Source organism: Microbacterium sp. ABR10 (assembly GCF_057812175.1).
On record NZ_CM173821.1, the window covers coordinates 2,941,560 to 2,959,686 of the forward strand.

The 18,127-nt window shown below is 66.8% G+C and carries 11 protein-coding genes and 3 rRNA genes; 4 read left to right on the forward strand and 10 right to left on the reverse strand.

Annotated elements, in window-relative coordinates; translation table 11 throughout:
- Positions 1 to 6: 6 nt before the first annotated feature.
- The 9 genes from ACXKZF_RS13725 to ACXKZF_RS13765 all read right to left on the reverse strand — a co-directional run bounded on the left by ACXKZF_RS13725 (position 7) and on the right by ACXKZF_RS13765 (position 12,123).
- The gene (locus tag ACXKZF_RS13725; RefSeq protein ID WP_055960394.1) at positions 7 to 1,041 is read right to left on the reverse strand and encodes an HAD-IIA family hydrolase; all 1,035 of its coding nucleotides are present in this window, start codon (positions 1,039 to 1,041) and stop codon (positions 7 to 9) included.
- Positions 1,041 to 1,907, reverse strand: a complete 867-nt coding sequence (locus ACXKZF_RS13730) for a hypothetical protein (RefSeq protein ID WP_488984562.1) — start codon at positions 1,905 to 1,907, stop codon at positions 1,041 to 1,043. Before ACXKZF_RS13730 ends, ACXKZF_RS13725 begins: the two co-directional genes overlap by 1 nt.
- 20 nt (positions 1,908 to 1,927) lie before the next feature.
- Positions 1,928 to 2,740 carry a hypothetical protein gene (locus tag ACXKZF_RS13735; RefSeq protein WP_488984563.1) on the reverse strand — a complete coding sequence of 271 codons (813 nt, stop codon included), beginning with the start codon at positions 2,738 to 2,740 and terminating at the stop codon, positions 1,928 to 1,930.
- A 271-nt stretch (positions 2,741 to 3,011) separates the two neighbouring features.
- A 5S ribosomal RNA gene (gene rrf / locus ACXKZF_RS13740) occupies positions 3,012 to 3,128 on the reverse strand.
- Between the two features lie 101 nt (positions 3,129 to 3,229).
- Positions 3,230 to 6,339: ribosomal RNA gene (locus ACXKZF_RS13745) — 23S ribosomal RNA — on the reverse strand.
- A gap of 420 nt (positions 6,340 to 6,759) precedes the next feature.
- Positions 6,760 to 8,281: ribosomal RNA gene (locus tag ACXKZF_RS13750) — 16S ribosomal RNA — on the reverse strand.
- Together the 16S, 23S and 5S rRNA genes form the textbook arrangement of a ribosomal RNA operon.
- A gap of 574 nt (positions 8,282 to 8,855) precedes the next feature.
- Positions 8,856 to 10,193: a glycosyltransferase family 2 protein gene (locus ACXKZF_RS13755; protein ID WP_488984564.1), complete on the reverse strand. Its 1,338-nt coding sequence runs from the start codon at positions 10,191 to 10,193 to the stop codon at positions 8,856 to 8,858.
- Entirely contained in the window at positions 10,190 to 11,182 is a 993-nt protein-coding gene (locus ACXKZF_RS13760) for a glycosyltransferase family protein (protein ID WP_488984565.1), read from the reverse strand. The genes ACXKZF_RS13755 and ACXKZF_RS13760 overlap by 4 nt, the downstream gene beginning before the upstream one ends.
- The gene (locus tag ACXKZF_RS13765) at positions 11,182 to 12,123 is read right to left on the reverse strand and encodes a WcbI family polysaccharide biosynthesis putative acetyltransferase (protein WP_488984566.1); all 942 of its coding nucleotides are present in this window, start codon (positions 12,121 to 12,123) and stop codon (positions 11,182 to 11,184) included. The genes ACXKZF_RS13760 and ACXKZF_RS13765 overlap by 1 nt, the downstream gene beginning before the upstream one ends.
- 50 nt (positions 12,124 to 12,173) lie before the next feature.
- Here ACXKZF_RS13765 and ACXKZF_RS13770 point away from each other — a divergent pair, with 50 nt between their 5' ends.
- Genes ACXKZF_RS13770 through ACXKZF_RS13785 form a run of 4 tightly spaced genes read left to right on the forward strand, consistent with a single transcriptional unit; the run spans position 12,174 to position 16,277 of the window.
- Positions 12,174 to 13,334 carry a glycosyltransferase gene (locus tag ACXKZF_RS13770; protein WP_488984567.1) on the forward strand — a complete coding sequence of 387 codons (1,161 nt, stop codon included), beginning with the start codon at positions 12,174 to 12,176 and terminating at the stop codon, positions 13,332 to 13,334.
- A complete protein-coding gene (locus ACXKZF_RS13775) occupies positions 13,331 to 14,467 on the forward strand; it encodes a glycosyltransferase (protein WP_488984568.1) in 1,137 nt (378 codons plus the stop codon). The genes ACXKZF_RS13770 and ACXKZF_RS13775 overlap by 4 nt, the downstream gene beginning before the upstream one ends.
- Positions 14,464 to 15,468, forward strand: a complete 1,005-nt coding sequence (locus ACXKZF_RS13780; RefSeq protein WP_488984569.1) for a glycosyltransferase — start codon at positions 14,464 to 14,466, stop codon at positions 15,466 to 15,468. Before ACXKZF_RS13775 ends, ACXKZF_RS13780 begins: the two co-directional genes overlap by 4 nt.
- Positions 15,465 to 16,277, forward strand: a complete 813-nt coding sequence (locus ACXKZF_RS13785; RefSeq protein WP_488984570.1) for a glycosyltransferase family 2 protein — start codon at positions 15,465 to 15,467, stop codon at positions 16,275 to 16,277. Before ACXKZF_RS13780 ends, ACXKZF_RS13785 begins: the two co-directional genes overlap by 4 nt.
- Before the next feature lie 161 nt (positions 16,278 to 16,438).
- On the opposite strand, the gene ACXKZF_RS13790 is transcribed toward ACXKZF_RS13785, so the two are convergent.
- The gene (locus tag ACXKZF_RS13790; RefSeq protein ID WP_488984571.1) at positions 16,439 to 18,121 is read right to left on the reverse strand and encodes a glycoside hydrolase family 13 protein; all 1,683 of its coding nucleotides are present in this window, start codon (positions 18,119 to 18,121) and stop codon (positions 16,439 to 16,441) included.
- Between the last annotated feature and the right edge of the window lie 6 nt (positions 18,122 to 18,127).

Here is an 18,127-nt window from a genome sequence, read left to right on the forward strand (position 1 = left end):
CCGACGTCAGCGCCCGCGGAAGGGGTCGGCGTACAGCTGCTCTGGTACGCGGAAGCCGAAGATAGCGCGTCCCGAGTTCCAGATGGCCGCGGCTCCCGCGCGCAGCAGGTCGATCTGTCGGCCTCCCTGCGACACGATTCGGAGGTCGACGCCGTCGATCTCGACGATCGCGTCGCCCACGCGCGTGCGCGCGCCCTTCACGATCGTCGCCGGGTACGGCTCGAACAGCTGGCGCAGGTCTTCGACGATGTAGTCGGGGCGCTGCGACGGAATGGCTGCGAGCACCTGCTTCGGCCGATCGATCCCCGTCAGCACCAGCACCGACGGCATGTCGGCCGTACGCGCCCCTTGGATATCGGTGTCGAGGCGATCGCCGATGAAGAGCGGTGCCTGGGCCCCCGTCCGAGTGACCGCCACATCGAAGATGGGGCGTTCGGGCTTCCCGGCGATCGTCGCGAGACGGCCGACCGCGGTATGGACGGCCGACACGAGGGTCCCGTTTCCCGGAGCGATGCCGCGTGCCTGCGGGATCGTCCAGTCGGTGTTCGTCGCGACCCACGGGATGCCCCCGTCTTCGACCGGCGTCGCGAGCGCGTAGGCGGCCTCGGCAAGCTGTGCCCAACCGACCTCCGGCGCGAAGCCCTGGACCACGGCCGCCGGCGCGTCGTCGGCGCTGCGTGTCACCGTGAACCCGGCCTTCTCGACTTCGACGACGAGCCCCTCCCCGCCGATGACGAGCAGCGTCGACCCCGCGGGTACGAGGTCCTTCATCAAGCGCATCGCGGCCTGCGGGCTCGTCGTGACGTCGGACGCCTCCACACGAAGCCCCAACGAAGACAGATGCTGCGCCACGGAGACATCGGTGCGGGAGGCGTTGTTGGTGATGTACCCGAGACGCTTCCCCTCGGCCTGGGCCCTGTTGAGGCTCTCGACGGCGTGCGGCAGGGCGCCCGGGCCGGCGTAGACGACGCCGTCGAGGTCGGCGAGGACGACGTCGATCCCGTCGAGCGGTGTCGCATCCGGCTTGGCCCGCCCGAAGATCACCGTTCACCCTCGCGCTCGTCGGCCGGCACGTCGACACTGCTCGATGACGCTTCGCGCGACTCCTCGTCCCCATGCCGTTCGCCCTCGACGACGTCGTCGGGGCTCGTCGTCACGACGTCCCCGTCCTCGTCGTCCTCCGCGAGACCGGCACCGTTCTCCTCGTCCATGGGGGCGGACCCGTCCTCGTCTTCCTCGGCGTGGACGGCCCCGTCTGCGTCGTCGACGACGTCGGCCACGGGAATGACCCCGGATGCCACGTCGACGCCGCCCTCGTCGTCGATGAGTTCGATCTCCTCGACCACGATCACCTCGCGATCCGCGACCCCCGAGGCCGCGTCGAGGGCGTCGGAGGCGATCTGGGCACGTCGTTCCCATTCGGCCGCCTCGTCATCGCGTCCGAGCTCCTCGAGCACGGCCGCTCGGGCGGAGAACAGCGCCGGACTCCACTCGAACGCGCGGTCCGGGTCAGCCTCCGGGATCTCGAGCTCCTGCAGTGCGCGCTCCGTCTCGCCGAGGTCCAGTCGTGCCCCCGACATGGCGATCGCGAGCTGGACGCGTACCGGAACCGACAGCGTCGAGCGGTCGACGGCACGGCCTTCCTCGAGCGCACGGTCGGGTCGGCCGACGCCTCGTTCACTGTCGACGATCAGCGGCAGCTGATCGTCGGAGCCGGTGATCCGACGATGCGTACGGAGCTCCCGCAGTGCGAGGGCGAAGTCGCCGACGGCGTAGGCGGTGATCGCCACGGTCTCGCGGACGACGCCGACGCGGCCCGCGCTCCGGGATGCCGCCAGCGCATGCTCGTGCGCCAGCTCGGGTTCCTCATCGATGAGGCGGGCCGCCATGGCGAGGTGACGCGCCACGTTCTCGGCGTTGTCCTTGCTCAGGGTTTTGAGCTCGTTCCGCGCTGCGCCAGGCAGGTCCCAGGCGGTGACTTCCTCGGGGATCTCCGGTCCGCGCTCGCGCCGGTCCTGGGGCGGGCGCGTGGCACGGGAGTCCTCGCGGTCGAACCGGCGGGGAGCGCCCGCGCCGGGGCGACGGTCTCCAGACGGCCGACGGTCGTTGCCGGCGAAGCCGCGCGAGTCGCCCTCACGACGGGGACGACCGGCGCCGCCACCATCCGTGCGGAAGGTCCGGTCTCCCGAACGCGGCGGACGCGAGTCGTTGTCGCGACGGAAAGGACGGTCGCCGTCTCGCGCAGGACGACCCGAACCCGCGCCGTCGCGACGGAACGGACGATCCCCCTCGCGCGGCGGGCGCGAATCGTTGTCGCGACGGAACGGGCGATCCCCGTCACGCGGCGGGCGCGAATCGTTGTCGCGACGGAACGGGCGATCCCCCTCGCGCGGCGGACGCGAATCGTTGTCACGACGGAAAGGACGATCCCCGTCACGCAGCGGACGCGAATCGTTGTCACGACGGAAAGGACGATCCCCGTCACGCGGCGGACGCGAATCGTTGTCACGACGGAAAGGACGGTCGCCGTCTCGCGCAGGACGACCCGAACCCGCGCCGTCGCGACGGAACGGGCGATCCCCCTCGCGCGGCGGACGCGAATCGTTGTCACGACGGAACGGACGATCGCCATCGCGTGAGGGCCGACCTGCGCCGCCGCCGTCACGTCGGACTGGCCGAGCATCTCCCGAACGCGCTGGCCGCCCGTCGCTGTCACGCCGGAAAGGACGATCGCCGTCACGGTGCGGTCGTCCCGTCTGCGAACCCGAGGGACGCCCATCGCCGTCTCGACGGGCAGGGCGATCGCCGTCACCTCGTGAAGTCCGGTCGCCGCGCGATCCAAAGCTTCCGCCCTGAGAGCGCCGGCTGTCGGACGCGCGCCCACCCGAGCGCTCCTCGTTGCTCCTGCGGTCGTTCGCATCGTCCGTAGACATGACTGCCTCCCCGGGAAATTATGCCCGCAAATGCGAAATGGCCACCCAGCGTTGGGTGGCCATTTCGGCTTAAAGGAAGTCCGGCGGTGTCCTACTCTCCCACAGGGTCCCCCCTGCAGTACCATCGGCGCTGAGAGGCTTAGCTTCCGGGTTCGGAATGTGACCGGGCGTTTCCCTCTCGCTATGGCCGCCGAAACACTATTGATGTTCCGTAAACCAACAACGATATTTCATTGTTGTTGTTCTCGACCGTACATCGAGAACCACTCAGTGGACGCAAGCACCAAAAACGGTGTGTTATCAAGTCATCGGCTTATTAGTACCGGTCAGCTTCACGTATTACTACGCTTCCACATCCGGCCTATCAACCCAGTAGTCTGGCTGGGAGCCTCTCACCCCGAAGGGTATGGAAGTCTCATCTTGAGGCCGGCTTCCCGCTTAGATGCTTTCAGCGGTTATCCATCCCGAACGTAGCTAATCAGCGGTGCTCCTGGCGGAACAACTGACACACCAGAGGTTCGTCCAACCCGGTCCTCTCGTACTAGGGTCAGATCCTCTCAAACTTCCTACGCGCGCAGCGGATAGGGACCGAACTGTCTCACGACGTTCTAAACCCAGCTCGCGTACCGCTTTAATGGGCGAACAGCCCAACCCTTGGGACCTACTCCAGCCCCAGGATGCGACGAGCCGACATCGAGGTGCCAAACCATGCCGTCGATATGGACTCTTGGGCAAGATCAGCCTGTTATCCCCGAGGTACCTTTTATCCGTTGAGCGACAGCGCTTCCACAAGCCACTGCCGGATCACTAGTCCCGACTTTCGTCCCTGCTCGACCTGTCAGTCTCACAGTCAAGCTCCCTTGTGCACTTACACTCGCCACCTGATTGCCAACCAGGTTGAGGGAACCTTTGGGCGCCTCCGTTACATTTTGGGAGGCAACCGCCCCAGTTAAACTACCCACCAGGCACTGTCCCTGAACCGGATCACGGTCCTAAGTTAGATATCCAGAGTGACCAGAGTGGTATTTCAACAATGACTCCACACTCACTGGCGTGAATGCTTCACCGTCTCCCACCTATCCTACACAAGCCACACCGAACACCAATACCAAGCTGTAGTAAAGGTCACGGGGTCTTTCCGTCCTGCTGCGCGTAACGAGCATCTTTACTCGTAATGCAATTTCGCCGAGTTCGCGGTTGAGACAGTTGGGAAGTCGTTACGCCATTCGTGCAGGTCGGAACTTACCCGACAAGGAATTTCGCTACCTTAGGATGGTTATAGTTACCACCGCCGTTTACTGGGGCTTAAATTCTCAGCTTCGCCTTGCGGCTAACCGGTCCTCTTAACCTTCCAGCACCGGGCAGGCGTCAGTCCGTATACATCGTCTTGCGACTTGGCACGGACCTGTGTTTTTAGTAAACAGTCGCTACCCACTAGTCTCTGCGGCCACCACACCCTTTCGGAGCAAGTCCTAATAAGTGGATGGCCCCCCTTCTCCCGAAGTTACGGGGGCATTTTGCCGAGTTCCTTAACCACGATTCTCTCGATCTCCTTGGTATTCTCTACCTGACCACCTGAGTCGGTTTGGGGTACGGGCGGCTTGAACCTCGCGTCGATGCTTTTCTCGGCAGCATAGGATCACCCACTTTTTATCCGCATCGTGTCTCAGCCTGTATGACTCCCGGATTTGCCTAAGAGTCGGCCTACGCACTTGCACCAGGACTACCATCGCCTGGCTTGGGCTACCTTCCTGCGTCACACCTGTTAATACGCTAACCGCACCAGCATGGGGTCGAGCGTTCGCCAAGACGGCTTCACCCCGAAGGGATCCATCCATTCCTGGTTAGGACTCTTAGCACCACTGGATTAGCTTGGGCGGTTCTTCGCCGGTACGGGAATATCAACCCGTTGTCCATCGACTACGCCTGTCGGCCTCGCCTTAGGTCCCGACTTACCCAGGGAAGATTAGCTTGACCCTGGAACCCTTGGTCTTTCGGAGGACGTGTTTCTCACACGTCTTTCGCTACTCATGCCTGCATTCTCACTCGTGTAGCGTCCACGGCTGGGTCACCCCGCCGCTTCACTCGCCACACGACGCTCTCCTACCCATCAACACGGCTGGACCACGAAGGCCTACCAAAAATGTCAATGCCACAACTTCGGTGGCGTGCTTGAGCCCCGTTACATTGTCGGCGCGGAATCACTTGACCAGTGAGCTATTACGCACTCTTTCAAGGGTGGCTGCTTCTAAGCCAACCTCCTGGTTGTCAAAGCAACTCCACATCCTTTCCCACTTAGCACGCGCTTAGGGACCTTAGTTGGTGGTCTGGGTTGTTTCCCTCTCGACTATGAAGCTTATCCCCCACAGTCTCACTGCTGCGCTCTCACTTACCGGCATTCGGAGTTTGGCTGACGTCAGTAACCTTGTAGGGCCCATCGGCCATCCAGTAGCTCTACCTCCGGCAAGAAACACGCAACGCTGCACCTAAATGCATTTCGGAGAGAACCAGCTATCACGAAGTTTGATTGGCCTTTCACCCCTATCCACAGCTCATCCCCTCAGTTTTCAACCTAAGTGGGTTCGGTCCTCCACGACGTCTTACCGTCGCTTCAACCTGGCCATGGATAGATCACTTCGCTTCGGGTCTAGGACACGCGACTGAATCGCCCTATTCAGACTCGCTTTCGCTACGGCTACCCCACTCGGGTTAACCTCGCCACGTATCGCTAACTCGCAGGCTCATTCTTCAAAAGGCACGCTGTCACCCCTACTAAGGAGGCTCCAACGGTTTGTAAGCAAACGGTTTCAGGTACTATTTCACTCCCCTCCCGGGGTACTTTTCACCTTTCCCTCACGGTACTTGTCCGCTATCGGTCATCTGGGAGTATTTAGGCTTATCAGGTGGTCCTGACAGATTCACACGGGATTTCTCGGGCCCCGTGCTACTTGGGATACTTTTCACGCCAAGAACAGGCATTTCGACTACGGGGTTCGCACCCTCTATGACCGGCCGTTCAAAACCGTTCGTCTATACCCTCTTGTCACGTCGACTGCTCGGCAGAACAATCAGAAAAGTCCCACAACCCCCAACGTGCAACACCTGCCGGCTATCACACACGCTAGGTTTAGCCTCTTCCGGTTTCGCTCGCCACTACTCACGGAATCGCTTTTGCTTTCTCTTCCTGTGGGTACTGAGATGTTTCACTTCCCCACGTTCCCTCTACCCGCCCTATATATTCAGGCGGGAGTCACCAGGCACGCACGCGCCCTGGCGGGGTTTCCCCATTCGGACACCCTCGGATCAAAACTCGCTTATCAGTTCCCCGAGGCTTATCGCAGATTGCTACGTCCTTCTTCGGCTCCAGATGCCAAGGCATCCACCGTTTGCTCTTAAAGACTTGAAATCACATGAGTTGAATCGTCAAAAAATTGACTAATGATCTTTAAGATCATCTTCACGACACCATCCCGAAGGATCATGTCGAAGATGCTCGCGTCCACTGTGTAGTTCTCAAAGTACGGGCGGAACCCCCTCCCACCCCACCAACCGGTGAAGCCAAAGAAGGCCCAGAGGAACAGCCACCAACCACCCAGCCCAAAGACTGACGCGATCAGCGCCCGGCCCCTCAGGACCCAACAGCGTGCATGTACCCACCCCTCCGACCCCGAACCGTTCCCACAGCAAGCTGCGTACTAGATCCAAAACCATCAAAATGAGCACCAAGTCAAATGTTCCACCCATGAGCTACCGGCAGACACGAACGGTCTGATCCGGCGCCTGGACACCACCAAGCCGAAGCCCGCTGATGCCAGATGCTCCTTAGAAAGGAGGTGATCCAGCCGCACCTTCCGGTACGGCTACCTTGTTACGACTTAGTCCTAATTACCGATCCCACCTTCGACGGCTCCCTCCACAAGGGTTGGGCCACCGGCTTCAGGTGTTACCGACTTTCATGACTTGACGGGCGGTGTGTACAAGACCCGGGAACGTATTCACCGCAGCGTTGCTGATCTGCGATTACTAGCGACTCCGACTTCATGAGGTCGAGTTGCAGACCTCAATCCGAACTGGGACCGGCTTTTTGGGATTCGCTCCACCTCACGGTATTGCAGCCCTTTGTACCGGCCATTGTAGCATGCGTGAAGCCCAAGACATAAGGGGCATGATGATTTGACGTCATCCCCACCTTCCTCCGAGTTGACCCCGGCAGTATCCCATGAGTTCCCACCATTACGTGCTGGCAACATAGAACGAGGGTTGCGCTCGTTGCGGGACTTAACCCAACATCTCACGACACGAGCTGACGACAACCATGCACCACCTGTTCACCAGTGTCCAAAGAGTCCCGTATTTCTACGGTGTTCTGGTGTATGTCAAGCCTTGGTAAGGTTCTTCGCGTTGCATCGAATTAATCCGCATGCTCCGCCGCTTGTGCGGGTCCCCGTCAATTCCTTTGAGTTTTAGCCTTGCGGCCGTACTCCCCAGGCGGGGAACTTAATGCGTTAGCTGCGTCACGGAAACCGTGGAATGGTCCCCACAACTAGTTCCCAACGTTTACGGGGTGGACTACCAGGGTATCTAAGCCTGTTTGCTCCCCACCCTTTCGCTCCTCAGCGTCAGTTACGGCCCAGAGATCTGCCTTCGCCATCGGTGTTCCTCCTGATATCTGCGCATTCCACCGCTACACCAGGAATTCCAATCTCCCCTACCGCACTCTAGTCTGCCCGTACCCACTGCAGACCCGAGGTTGAGCCTCGGGATTTCACAGCAGACGCGACAAACCGCCTACGAGCTCTTTACGCCCAATAATTCCGGATAACGCTTGCGCCCTACGTATTACCGCGGCTGCTGGCACGTAGTTAGCCGGCGCTTTTTCTGCAGGTACCGTCACTTTCGCTTCTTCCCTGCTAAAAGAGGTTTACAACCCGAAGGCCGTCATCCCTCACGCGGCGTTGCTGCATCAGGCTTCCGCCCATTGTGCAATATTCCCCACTGCTGCCTCCCGTAGGAGTCTGGGCCGTGTCTCAGTCCCAGTGTGGCCGGTCACCCTCTCAGGCCGGCTACCCGTCGACGCCTTGGTGAGCCATTACCTCACCAACAAGCTGATAGGCCGCGAGCCCATCCCAGACCAAAAAATCTTTCCAACCCCCACCATGCGATAGAGGCTCATATCCAGTATTAGACACCGTTTCCAGCGCTTATCCCAGAGTCCAGGGCAGGTTGCTCACGTGTTACTCACCCGTTCGCCACTGATCCACCAAGCAAGCTTGGCTTCACCGTTCGACTTGCATGTGTTAAGCACGCCGCCAGCGTTCATCCTGAGCCAGGATCAAACTCTCCGTAAAAGAAAAAAACCACAACACCGGGAAAACGATGCCGCAGCGAGTTCGAAACTGACCAAAGAGAAAACATCATTACTGACGAATCCATAATGCCAACCCCCGGAAGGGCTGGTCTTTGATCCAAAGGAATTCTCACCAGTCCGAAGACCGACGAGGAATAAAATTGGCATTTGACAAGTGCACGCTGTTGAGTTCTCAAGGAACGGACGCACCCACAGAAACAGTCTTCCGACCAACCCGTGAGGCAGTTCACGATATGAATGCCATGTTCGGCTCCCAGACCAGCAGGATCTCACTCCGAGAGGGAGTAGACGAGCTGAAGGTGTGCGCCGAGTGGCAGATCCCAACTGTAGCCGAGCGAGCCGAGACTCTCAAGTACTGGTGTTGGGGGCGGTTCGCTGCTTGAGAGGACGCGGGGCCTTTCGGCCGCTCCGCTCTCCCCTGTGGGGCGAACAAGTAATAACTTACGTGCGCCCGACCACCTCGGCGAATCCGCGCACATCCCGGGCGTGTCGCGACGTGGCGGTCGCAGAACCAGCGGATCGCGTCGGCACCGGACGGCCGCGCGTCTCGGACGTCACACGAAGCGCTCGGCCCCTCCCCAGCCGCCCACCCACGCGTCGACGTGCGGCTCATCGCGGAGGGCGTGCACCCCGTCGACCGTCAGCGCCACCTCGTCGAAACCGGCGGACGTCGCCCACCGGCGCTCGCGTCGGCGAGCGCGCCGCGCATCCGCACGCCCCAGGACGACGCCGTCGTCGCCGAGAAGGGTCATCGATCCGATAGACCCTTGCCCCAGGGAAGCCAGCGCCAACGCAAGGGGGCTGGCATCCTGAATCAGCAGAGCGCGGTCGAGGCGGAGTGTCACCCGCGCGTCGAGTCCGGACCCCTCAGCTCCCACGCGGACGCGAGGGTCGGCCCGCACGAGCGACTCCTGCGTCGGTGCCTGCACCACCACCGTCGCGAGAGGGAATGCCGCGAGCACGGAATCGACGCAAACGAACTCGGCGGACGGCGTGAGCCCCTCGGGGACGTGCACCACGAGATCGGGCGTGGCCGGCAGCAGGCCGCGTCCGCTCGACCCGGGGACGGAGATCTTCTGCGCGAGGAGCAACGACTGCCGATTGCCCTCGCGGACGCGGTCCTCACCGGAACGTCCCGCCCAGTCGGGACCGTCGTGCCAGGCGACGGCATCCGGAACGTGAGCCAGTACGGCCCCGGCCTGCCAAGCGCGATGCGCCCACTCCCAGTCCTCGCCGCCGTAGGAGGAGAACGATTCGTCGAATCCGCCGATCTCATCGAAGAAGGCCCGGGAGCAGGCGGCGACGGCGCTGATGATGAACCGGTATGAGCGGTCGTCGGCATGCAGGAGGTTGTCGCTGCGGGCGTACTCGTCGCGGAGCCACGCGGGCTCGGGCAACTCGCGGGCGGGGCCGACCTCGGCGACCGGCGTCTCGGCATCCAACCCGCTCAGGTCGGCGTGGCGGCGGCGCCCGACGGTGACCGCCTCGGGAAGGAGAGCGGGCAGGCGGGTCAGGCGGCGCACGTACTCCGGCTCGGGCGTGGTGTCGGCGTCGAGGAAGCACAGGACATCGCCCGTAGCCGCGGCGGCACCGAGATTCCGTGCGGCGGCTGCCCGGAACCCGCGGTCGTCCTGACGGACGAGCCGCACACCGGAGGGGACGACCGGCTCCGTCGGCGAGCCGTCGTCGGCGACGATGATCTCGAGGAGCTCGGCCGGGTGGTCTTGGTGCTGCAGGGCGGCGAGCGTCCGCGCCAGCTGCTCGGACTGGTCGAAGTGCGTCACGATGACGCTGACCCGCGGAGGATCCGGCTGCCGGTCGGCGACGAGATCCCACCGGTTGCCCGGGACCCACGGCATCCGGTCACCTGCCTCGGCGGCGGCCGCGCTCACGGGAAGACCTCCGCCCACCAACGCCGGTAGGCGCGTGCCGCGTCGGACCGACCGAACGGTACGGGGTCGAGACCGTGCCAGGTGCGCACCGCCTCGTGGCGGGCGATCGCCACCTCGGCGGCGAGGTCTTCGGGATCGACCACGCGCAGTGCGCCCGGACGCAGCTCGACCATCTCGTCGATGTAGCGATTGCGCACGGCGAGGGGCCGGCGACCCCAGCCGATCCACGACGTCAGCGAGCCGGACGCCGACACGTGCCGGTGGGCGATCACGGGTACGGAGACGCGACGCGCCCGCGCGATCATCTCGGCATCGTCGAGCCATCCCGTCACCTCGACGTCGACGCCCGCGGCGGACGCGCGACGGACGAACGCGTCGAGGTCTTCGGCGTGCCCGTCGGAGGCGCGTCCCAGCACGGTCAGTCGGGTCATCCCCGCCGCGACCGTCGCGGCCAGCGTCTCGTCGTGCCCCTTGCCGGGGTAGAAGTACCCGAGGACGCCGACCGCATCGTCGCCGGCGACGACTGTCGACGGCTCGACCGTCTCGACGGGCAGGGGAACGATCGCGACAGGGCCGTTCCAGACACCCTCCTCGCGGAGGAGCTCCCGCTCGTGCGCGCTGTTCACGGCCACCCCGCGCGCGGCCTCCGCCACCGACCGGTAGAACGCGCGGCGGCGGGGGCGATTGCGTTCGCCGTCCGACGCCTGGGGAACGTCGTGGAAGGTCACCGACAGCGGATGGCGGCCGGCCAGATCGACGACGACACGCGCCGCTTGTTCGGGCGAAGACCCCCACAACCGGTCGGTCACGTGAGCGTGCACGGGCGTGCCCGGGGGGACGGCCGCGAGCGCGTCAGCAGTGCTCAGCCGCGCCGACGGCTGCTGCTCGAGCACCTCGGTCGCGATCTCGCGGGCGTAGGCGGCGACGCCGTGCGGCCCCGGGTGCACGAGGAGCACGGGCGGGGTGGCATCCGGGATCGAGGACGCCATCACGCAGCGGCCGCCCACGTGCGGAGGAGGGGGGCCATCCGCGCGACGACGGCGGCGAGCAGCTCGGGACGTTCGGCGTAGTACGCGAGATGCGCTTCGCGAACGCTCTCTGCCGGGAGCGTCTCGCCCGCGACCGTCCAGTCGGGGCGGGGCGCGGCATCCAGGTTCCAGGCGTCGACGACCCACCGCTCCAATGGCGCGCGGACGCCCGCGAGGATGGGGCGACCGGGATCGACGACGCGACCGGGCGCGCCGAGGGCGGCGACGAGACGCTCCCCGAGCGGGAGGAAGAGGGCGTTTCCGGGATGGTTGACGGTGCGGGCGAGGTCGTCGACGACCGGGGCGAAGAGGTCGGATGCCATGACGTCGAGACCGAGAGCCTCGCGGCGACGCAGCTCGGCGACGGACGCATCGGCGATCTCGTGCACCGCCGCCGGTGGCAGTTCGGCGGGAACGGGAGTTCCCGCGGCCTCGGCGACGACGCGGACGTCGTGGTAGGCGACCAGGGGCGGATCCTCCGGAAACGCGGGCAGACGCAGCACCGCTTGGAACGGGTGCAGTCCTCCGAATCGGATGGCGGGAACCGTCACCAGCCGGGCCGCCGGGGGAAGCGAGGCGCGCAACTGCATCGTGCCGAGCGGAAGGTCGCGGTAGTCGTCGCGGATGGGCTGGGCGACGAGGAATGCGGCCCCGGCGAGGAGGGTGTGAAGGCGCTGCGCGTCGGTCGCGGTGAGCTCGTGCACCGCCGGCACGCGGATGGCGGGAAGAGCGTCGGATGCGATGACCAACCGAAGTGATTCCGCCTGGCAATTGCCCACGACCAGGCCGAAATTCTCCGGCACTGGCATCTCGCCGAAGAATTCTCCGTAGTGCCGCCGCCGCGCTATCACCGCGTCGCCGTGGTCCGCAAGGCTCTGCAGCCGCGCCGTCTCACCACCCATGATGTGAAGGTATCCGTCGGTGTCATCGTCGTCCCAACCGCCCCGTTGCATTGCGATGTGCCTGGCGATGCGGTACGCGTACGCACGCCACGCCACATCACTGCACGAGGAGGAGAGAGATCGTCGCCACCACCGTTTCCCCGGTTCGCGTCGCCGCCGTCCCGTCGTCCCACCCCTACGTCTCCGCCATCACCGACCCTGATCGCGTCAGGCTGCTCGCCGACCCGCCGCCTCCGGGCGCCCCGGCCGGCCAGTGGTGGCCGCCGCAGGTCCTACTGCCGGAGTGGCTCGAGGCTCACGCCGACGAATTCGACCTGGTCCATGTGCATTTCGGGATCGAGTCCTACTCTCCCGACGAACTGCAGGCGACGGTCGCGACCCTTCACCGGCTGGGACGGCCCCTCGTCTACACCGTGCACGATCTCGAGAACCCCCAGCTGACCGCACAGGAGACCCACCGCGCGTCCCTAGCCGTGCTGGCCGCCGGGGCCGAAGCGCTCATCGCCCTGACCGACACCGCCGGAGCTTCGGTGCGGGACATCGTCCGTCGCCCCGTCACCGTCATCCCCCACCCCACACTGCTCGGCGACGCACGACGTCCCACCGGGAATGGCCACGACGCCCTGCGCGTGGGCGTGCACCTGAGGGACCTCCGACCCAACATCGACGGCGTCGGAACGACCGCCACCCTCGTCCGCGCCGTTGCCGACCTGCGGGCGCAGGGCGCGCGCGTCGAGGCCGTGGTGCGCATGAACGAACGGGTCCGCGACGCGGAGGCCGCGGCATCCATCGCCCTTCTCGCCGAGGGGGCCGACGGCGTCACCGTCGAGCGCGGAACCCGCCTCGACGACGACGCCCTGGCCGCGTGGCTCGCCGACCTCGACGCGTGCGTACTCCCCTACCGCCACGGCACGCAGTCGGGGTGGGCGGAGCTCTGCTACGACCTCGCCGTGCCCATCGTCAGCACCCCCGTCGGACACATCGCCGCACAGCACCCCGCCGACTTTCACCCGTTCGACGTGGGCGACCCCGTCTCGCTCGCCCGGGCGATCATGGATGCCACGCACCAGGCATCGTCGGCTCCGGGATCGGCGGCGCGCTCCGCCGAGGTGGAGCGGCGACGAGCGGGGCGCCGCGCGGAACTCGACGGAGTGCGCGCCGCGCACGTCGCCGTGTACCGCCGCGCCCTCGCGGCGGAGGTCGCCGCGTGATCCGCGGGACGCGACCGCTGAGGGTGCTCGTCGTCGCGCCCTCGCGCTACCCCCTGCGCCAGCCGCACGCCGGCGGTCTCGAGGCGTGCGTCTGGGACCGCGTGCGATGGTTGCGCGCCCGGGGCCACGAGGTCTCCCTCTGCGCCGCCGACGGGTCTGATTTCCTTGGTGACGTGGCCGAATTCCGGCTGCCCGTCCCCGAATGGACGCGCCCCGAGCACTCATCGGACACCGAATACCCGGAGGGCTACGCCGTCGACGTCGACGCCGCCTACGACGCCGCCCTCGACCGTCTCATCGCCGACCGCCATCTGTACGACGTCGTCGACAACCACAGCCTGAACCCCGCTCCCATCCGATGGAGCCGCACGGCCGACATCCCGGTCGTCACGACCCTGCACACCCCGCCGCTCGAGCCGATGCTGGAGGCGGCGGCGGAGGTGGTCGACAGCCCGCACCGCTTCGTGGCGGTGAGCCAGGCCACGGCCCGGGCGTGGTCGATCGAGGGTGTCGACGCGTTCGTCTTCCCCAACGGCATCGACACCGAGCAGTGGACGCGCGGCGAGGGCGGGACCTCGTGGGTGTGGTCGGGTCGCGTGGTGCCCGAAAAGGCGCCTCACCTGGCCATCGAAGCCGCACGCTCGGCCGGCGCGCACATCGTGCTCGCGGGGCGGATCGGCGACGCGGACTACTTCCAGCAGGAGATCGTGCCCCGTCTCGGCTCCCACGCGCGCTACGTGGGGCCCCTTCACCAACCGGACCTCTGCCGCCTGGTGGGGTCATCGGCCGTCGCGTTGGTCACGCCCATGTGGGAGGAGCCCTTCGGTCTCGTCATCGCGGAGGCTCTCGCCACCGGCACACCGGTCGCGGCCTTCGACATCGGAGGGGTGTCGGAAGTGCTCGCGGGGATGCCGGGATCGGCGACGGTCATGCCCGGCGACGTGGTCGCCCTCGGACAGGCCGCGGCCCGTCTCGCCGCGGAGGGTGTCCGCGAGCCCCTCACGCGTGTGTGGACACGTCGGGCGGCCGTGCAGCAGCACTCCCTCGCCCAGCGCTACCGCGAGGTGGAACGCGTGCTCACCCACACCGCTCAGCCCGTCGCCGCACGGCGCGTGCCGGCGGTGTCGTGGTGATCGGCTGGTACGTCCACCATCACGGCTTCGGTCACGTCTCGAGATTCCTCGCCGTGCAGCCGCACCTGCGCGCACCGGTCATCGCGTTCTCGTCGATGCCCCGACCCGCCGAGCTCGCGGCCGACGTCGAGTGGGTGCTGCTGCCCCCGGATGCCGAACCGTTCGACGCCCCCGACGGCACGCGGGTGGACCCTCGCGACGCCGAACCGACGGCCCACGGTCACCTGCACTGGGCGCCGCACGGTCACCCGGGCCACCGGGAGCGGCTCGCGACGATCGCCGCGACCGCCGCGTCCCGCGATCTGCAGACGTTCGTCGTCGACGTCAGCGCCGAGGTCGTGGCGCTCGCGCGGCTGCTGGGTGCGCGGACGGTCGCGGTCACCCAGCCGGGCACGCGCACGGACGCCCCGCACGCCCTCGCGTACGGCCTGGCCGACCGGATCGTCGCTCCGTGGCCGGAGGGCGCCGTTCCGACGCCGGGGCTGGCCGCCCACGAAGATCGCGTCGCGTGGACGGGCGGGATCTCGCGCTTCGACGAGCGGGAGGCGCCCGACCCCGTCGATGAGCGTCGGGTGCTGCTCCTCGGCCAAGTGCTGTCTGCGGACATTCGCGGCGAGCTCACCCGCCGCCTGAGCGAGCGGGGATGGAACGTCACGTCCGTCGGGCATGACGACGCCTCGCGCGTCGACGATCCCTGGCCCCTGCTGACGGGGAGCACGGTGGTCGTCAGCGCCGCCGGGCAGAACAGCGTCGCCGACCTCGCGGCATCCGGTGCCCGAGCCGTCGTGATCGGACAGGACCGCCCCTTCGACGAGCAACGAGCGACCGCCGAGAGCCTCGAGGCGTGGGGGCTGGCTCGGCGGGCCGACGGCGACGTGTCGGCCGAAGAGCTGGTCGACCTCGTGGAGCGAGCGGCCGGGGATGCCCCCGACTGGGCCCGGTGGCGAGTCGCCGGCGCCGCCGCGCGGATGGCCGCCGTCATCGAGGAGAGACTGCCGTGAAGACCGCCGTCATCACCGTCGCCTCGGCCGCACGCCGCGAGCACCTCGACCGTCAACGGCGCGTGCTCGCCGAGGTGGCGGGCGACATCGTGCGTGTGGAGGCGTGGCTCGACGAGACACCGCCCGACGGCATCCGGGATGCCGGCACCCTGACGCTGCACGTGCCTCCCGGGCCGTCCGGACTGCGGGTGGGCGAAGGACGCAACCGCGCGGCGGAGGTCGCGATGGCGGCGGGCGCGGAACTGCTGGTGTTCCTCGACGTGGACTGCCTGCCCGGGCCTGAGCTGCTCTCCGCCTATCGCGCCGCGGCCGCCGCACACCCGGAGGGGCTGCTGGCCGGCGCGGTGACCTACCTCGCGAGCGTGCAGCGCCCCTACTACGCCGTCGACCTGCCCTTTCTCACCCGCCCGCATCGGGCGCGACCGTCTTTGCCCGCCGGGGAGACTCGGGCGGCGTCCGAAACGGAGTACGACCTGTTCTGGTCGCTGTCGTTCGCCGTGACGCCTGCCACCTGGCACCGCATCGGGGGCTTCCACCCCGGGTACGAGGGGTACGGCGCCGAGGACACGGACCTGGCCTGGACCGCTCGCGCGCGGGACGTCGAGCTGCGGTGGGTGGGCGGTGCGGACGCCTACCACCAGTGGCATCCGGTGTCTTCTCCCCCGTGGCAGCACCTCGACGACATCCTGCGCAACGGCGCCGCGTTCCACGAGCGGTGGGGCGTGTGGCCCATGGGCGGGTGGCTCCACGCGTTCGCCGCGGCCGGGGCGATCGAGCACCGCGGCGAGGACTGGGTGCGGGTGCGCTGAGGCACGTCGGACGACACCGGTCGAGCGTCCAAGACACGCCGGACCTCCGCGAACCGACCGGCGTGTCGTGGACACTCGACCCCGCTTTCGCGGCGGTCGCGGGCGCGCGAAAGCCCCGGCGCACACGGCACCGGGGCTTCCGCGGCGGGGCGGGCGGCGGGTCAGGCGCGACGCAGCCAGACCGTCGTCTCGGCGGGGAGGGCATCGCCCTCGAGCTCGGTGCTCGACAGCAGCACCTCGCCCGCGGGGAGCGCGACCGACTCGGTGCCGAAGTTCGTCACGACGGTCCACCCGTTCGGACGCGCGAAGGCCACCACGTCGTCACGGTCGGCGTCGACCCACTGCAGCTGCTCGTCGGTCTGCAGCGCGTGCCGCAGGTCGAGAGCGCGGCGGTAGAGCGACAGCGTCGACGCCGGGTCGCCGTCTTGGCGGTCGACGGCGTATGCACCGAACCACTCCGGCTGCGGGAGGTGGGCGCCCCCCGAACCGAAGCCGAACGCGGGGCCCTCGTCGCTCCACGGCAGGGGTACGCGGCATCCGTCGCGACCGAGGTCGACGCCGGGGCTGCGGAAGAACGTCGGGTCCTGACGCTGCTCGTCGGGGATCTCGGCGACCTCGTGAAGGCCCAGCTCCTCCCCCTGGTACAGGTACGCCGAGCCGGGCAGGCCCAGCACGAACAGCGCCGCCGCCCGTGCCCGGCGCTCACCGCGCGCCGTGTCGAGCACCGGCGTCCGCCCCCCGGAGAGCAACCACTCATTGCCGTGTTTGCGCGTGGGACGCCCGTCGTCGCCGCGCTCGGCATCCGGGAGCCCGTAACGCGTGGCGTGACGCACGACGTCGTGGTTGGAGAGCACCCACGTGGTCGACGAGCCGGACTGCGCGGCGAGTTCGAGGTTGTCGGCGACGATGCGACGGAACTGGCCCGCGTCGAAGTCGGCCTCGAGGAGGTCGAAGTTGAACGCCTGTCCCAGGCTCTCGATGCTCGCGTACAGCGGCACGCGGGAGGGGTGCACCCACGCCTCGGCGACAGCCGTGCGCGGCGGGTCGTAGGAGTTGAACACCGCGCGCCACTCGGCGTAGACCTCGTGCACGTCGTCACGATCGATGAGGGGGTGGTTGCCGTCCTGCGGCATCGCGTCGAGCTTCGCCTGCGAGGGCAACGGCTCCGTCAGGTCTTTCGTGAGCATGTGGGCGACGTCGATGCGGAACCCGTCGACGCCCCGGTCGCTCCAGAAGCGCAGAGTCTTGACGAAGTCCGCGCGCACCTCCGGGTTGGTCCAGTCGAGATCGGGCTGCGACACGTCGAAGTTGTGGAAGTACCACTGCCCGTCGTCGACGCGCTCCCAGCCCGCTCCGCCGAACACCGAGACCCAGTCGGTGGGCGGCTCGGCACCGTCCGGTCCGGTGCCCTCGCGGAAGATGTAGCGCCCGCGGGCCGCGGAGCCGCGACCGGCGGCCAGCGCCTCCTGGAACCAGGCGTGCTTGTCGGAGGTGTGGTTGGGCACGATGTCGACGACGACACGGATGCCGTGGGCGTGCAGCTGCGCGATGAGCTCGTCCATGTCGGCCAGTGTCCCCAGCCGCGGGTCGACGTCGCGGTAGTCGGCGACGTCGTACCCGCCATCGGCGAGGTCGGAGGGGTAGAAGGGGCTGAGCCAGATGGCATCCACCCCCAGCTCCGCCAGGTACGGCACGCGCGAGGTGATCCCGCGGATGTCGCCCAGGCCGTCGCCGTCGGTGTCGGCGAAGCTGCGGGGATACACCTGGTACACCACGGCCTGGCGCCACCAGTCGGGGGCGGCACTGAGTTCGCGGGTCTGCACGGAGGGTGCGGCGGTGGTCACGGTTGT

What these genes read in the sequence shown, in the direction of transcription:
- ACXKZF_RS13760 (WP_488984565.1), bottom strand. Translation starts at nt 11,182, where the DNA reads ATGGCGTCCTCGATCCCGGATGCCACCCCGCCCGTGCTCCTCGTGCAC.
- ACXKZF_RS13765 (WP_488984566.1), bottom strand. Translation starts at nt 12,123, where the DNA reads ATGGGTGGTGAGACGGCGCGGCTGCAGAGCCTTGCGGACCACGGCGAC.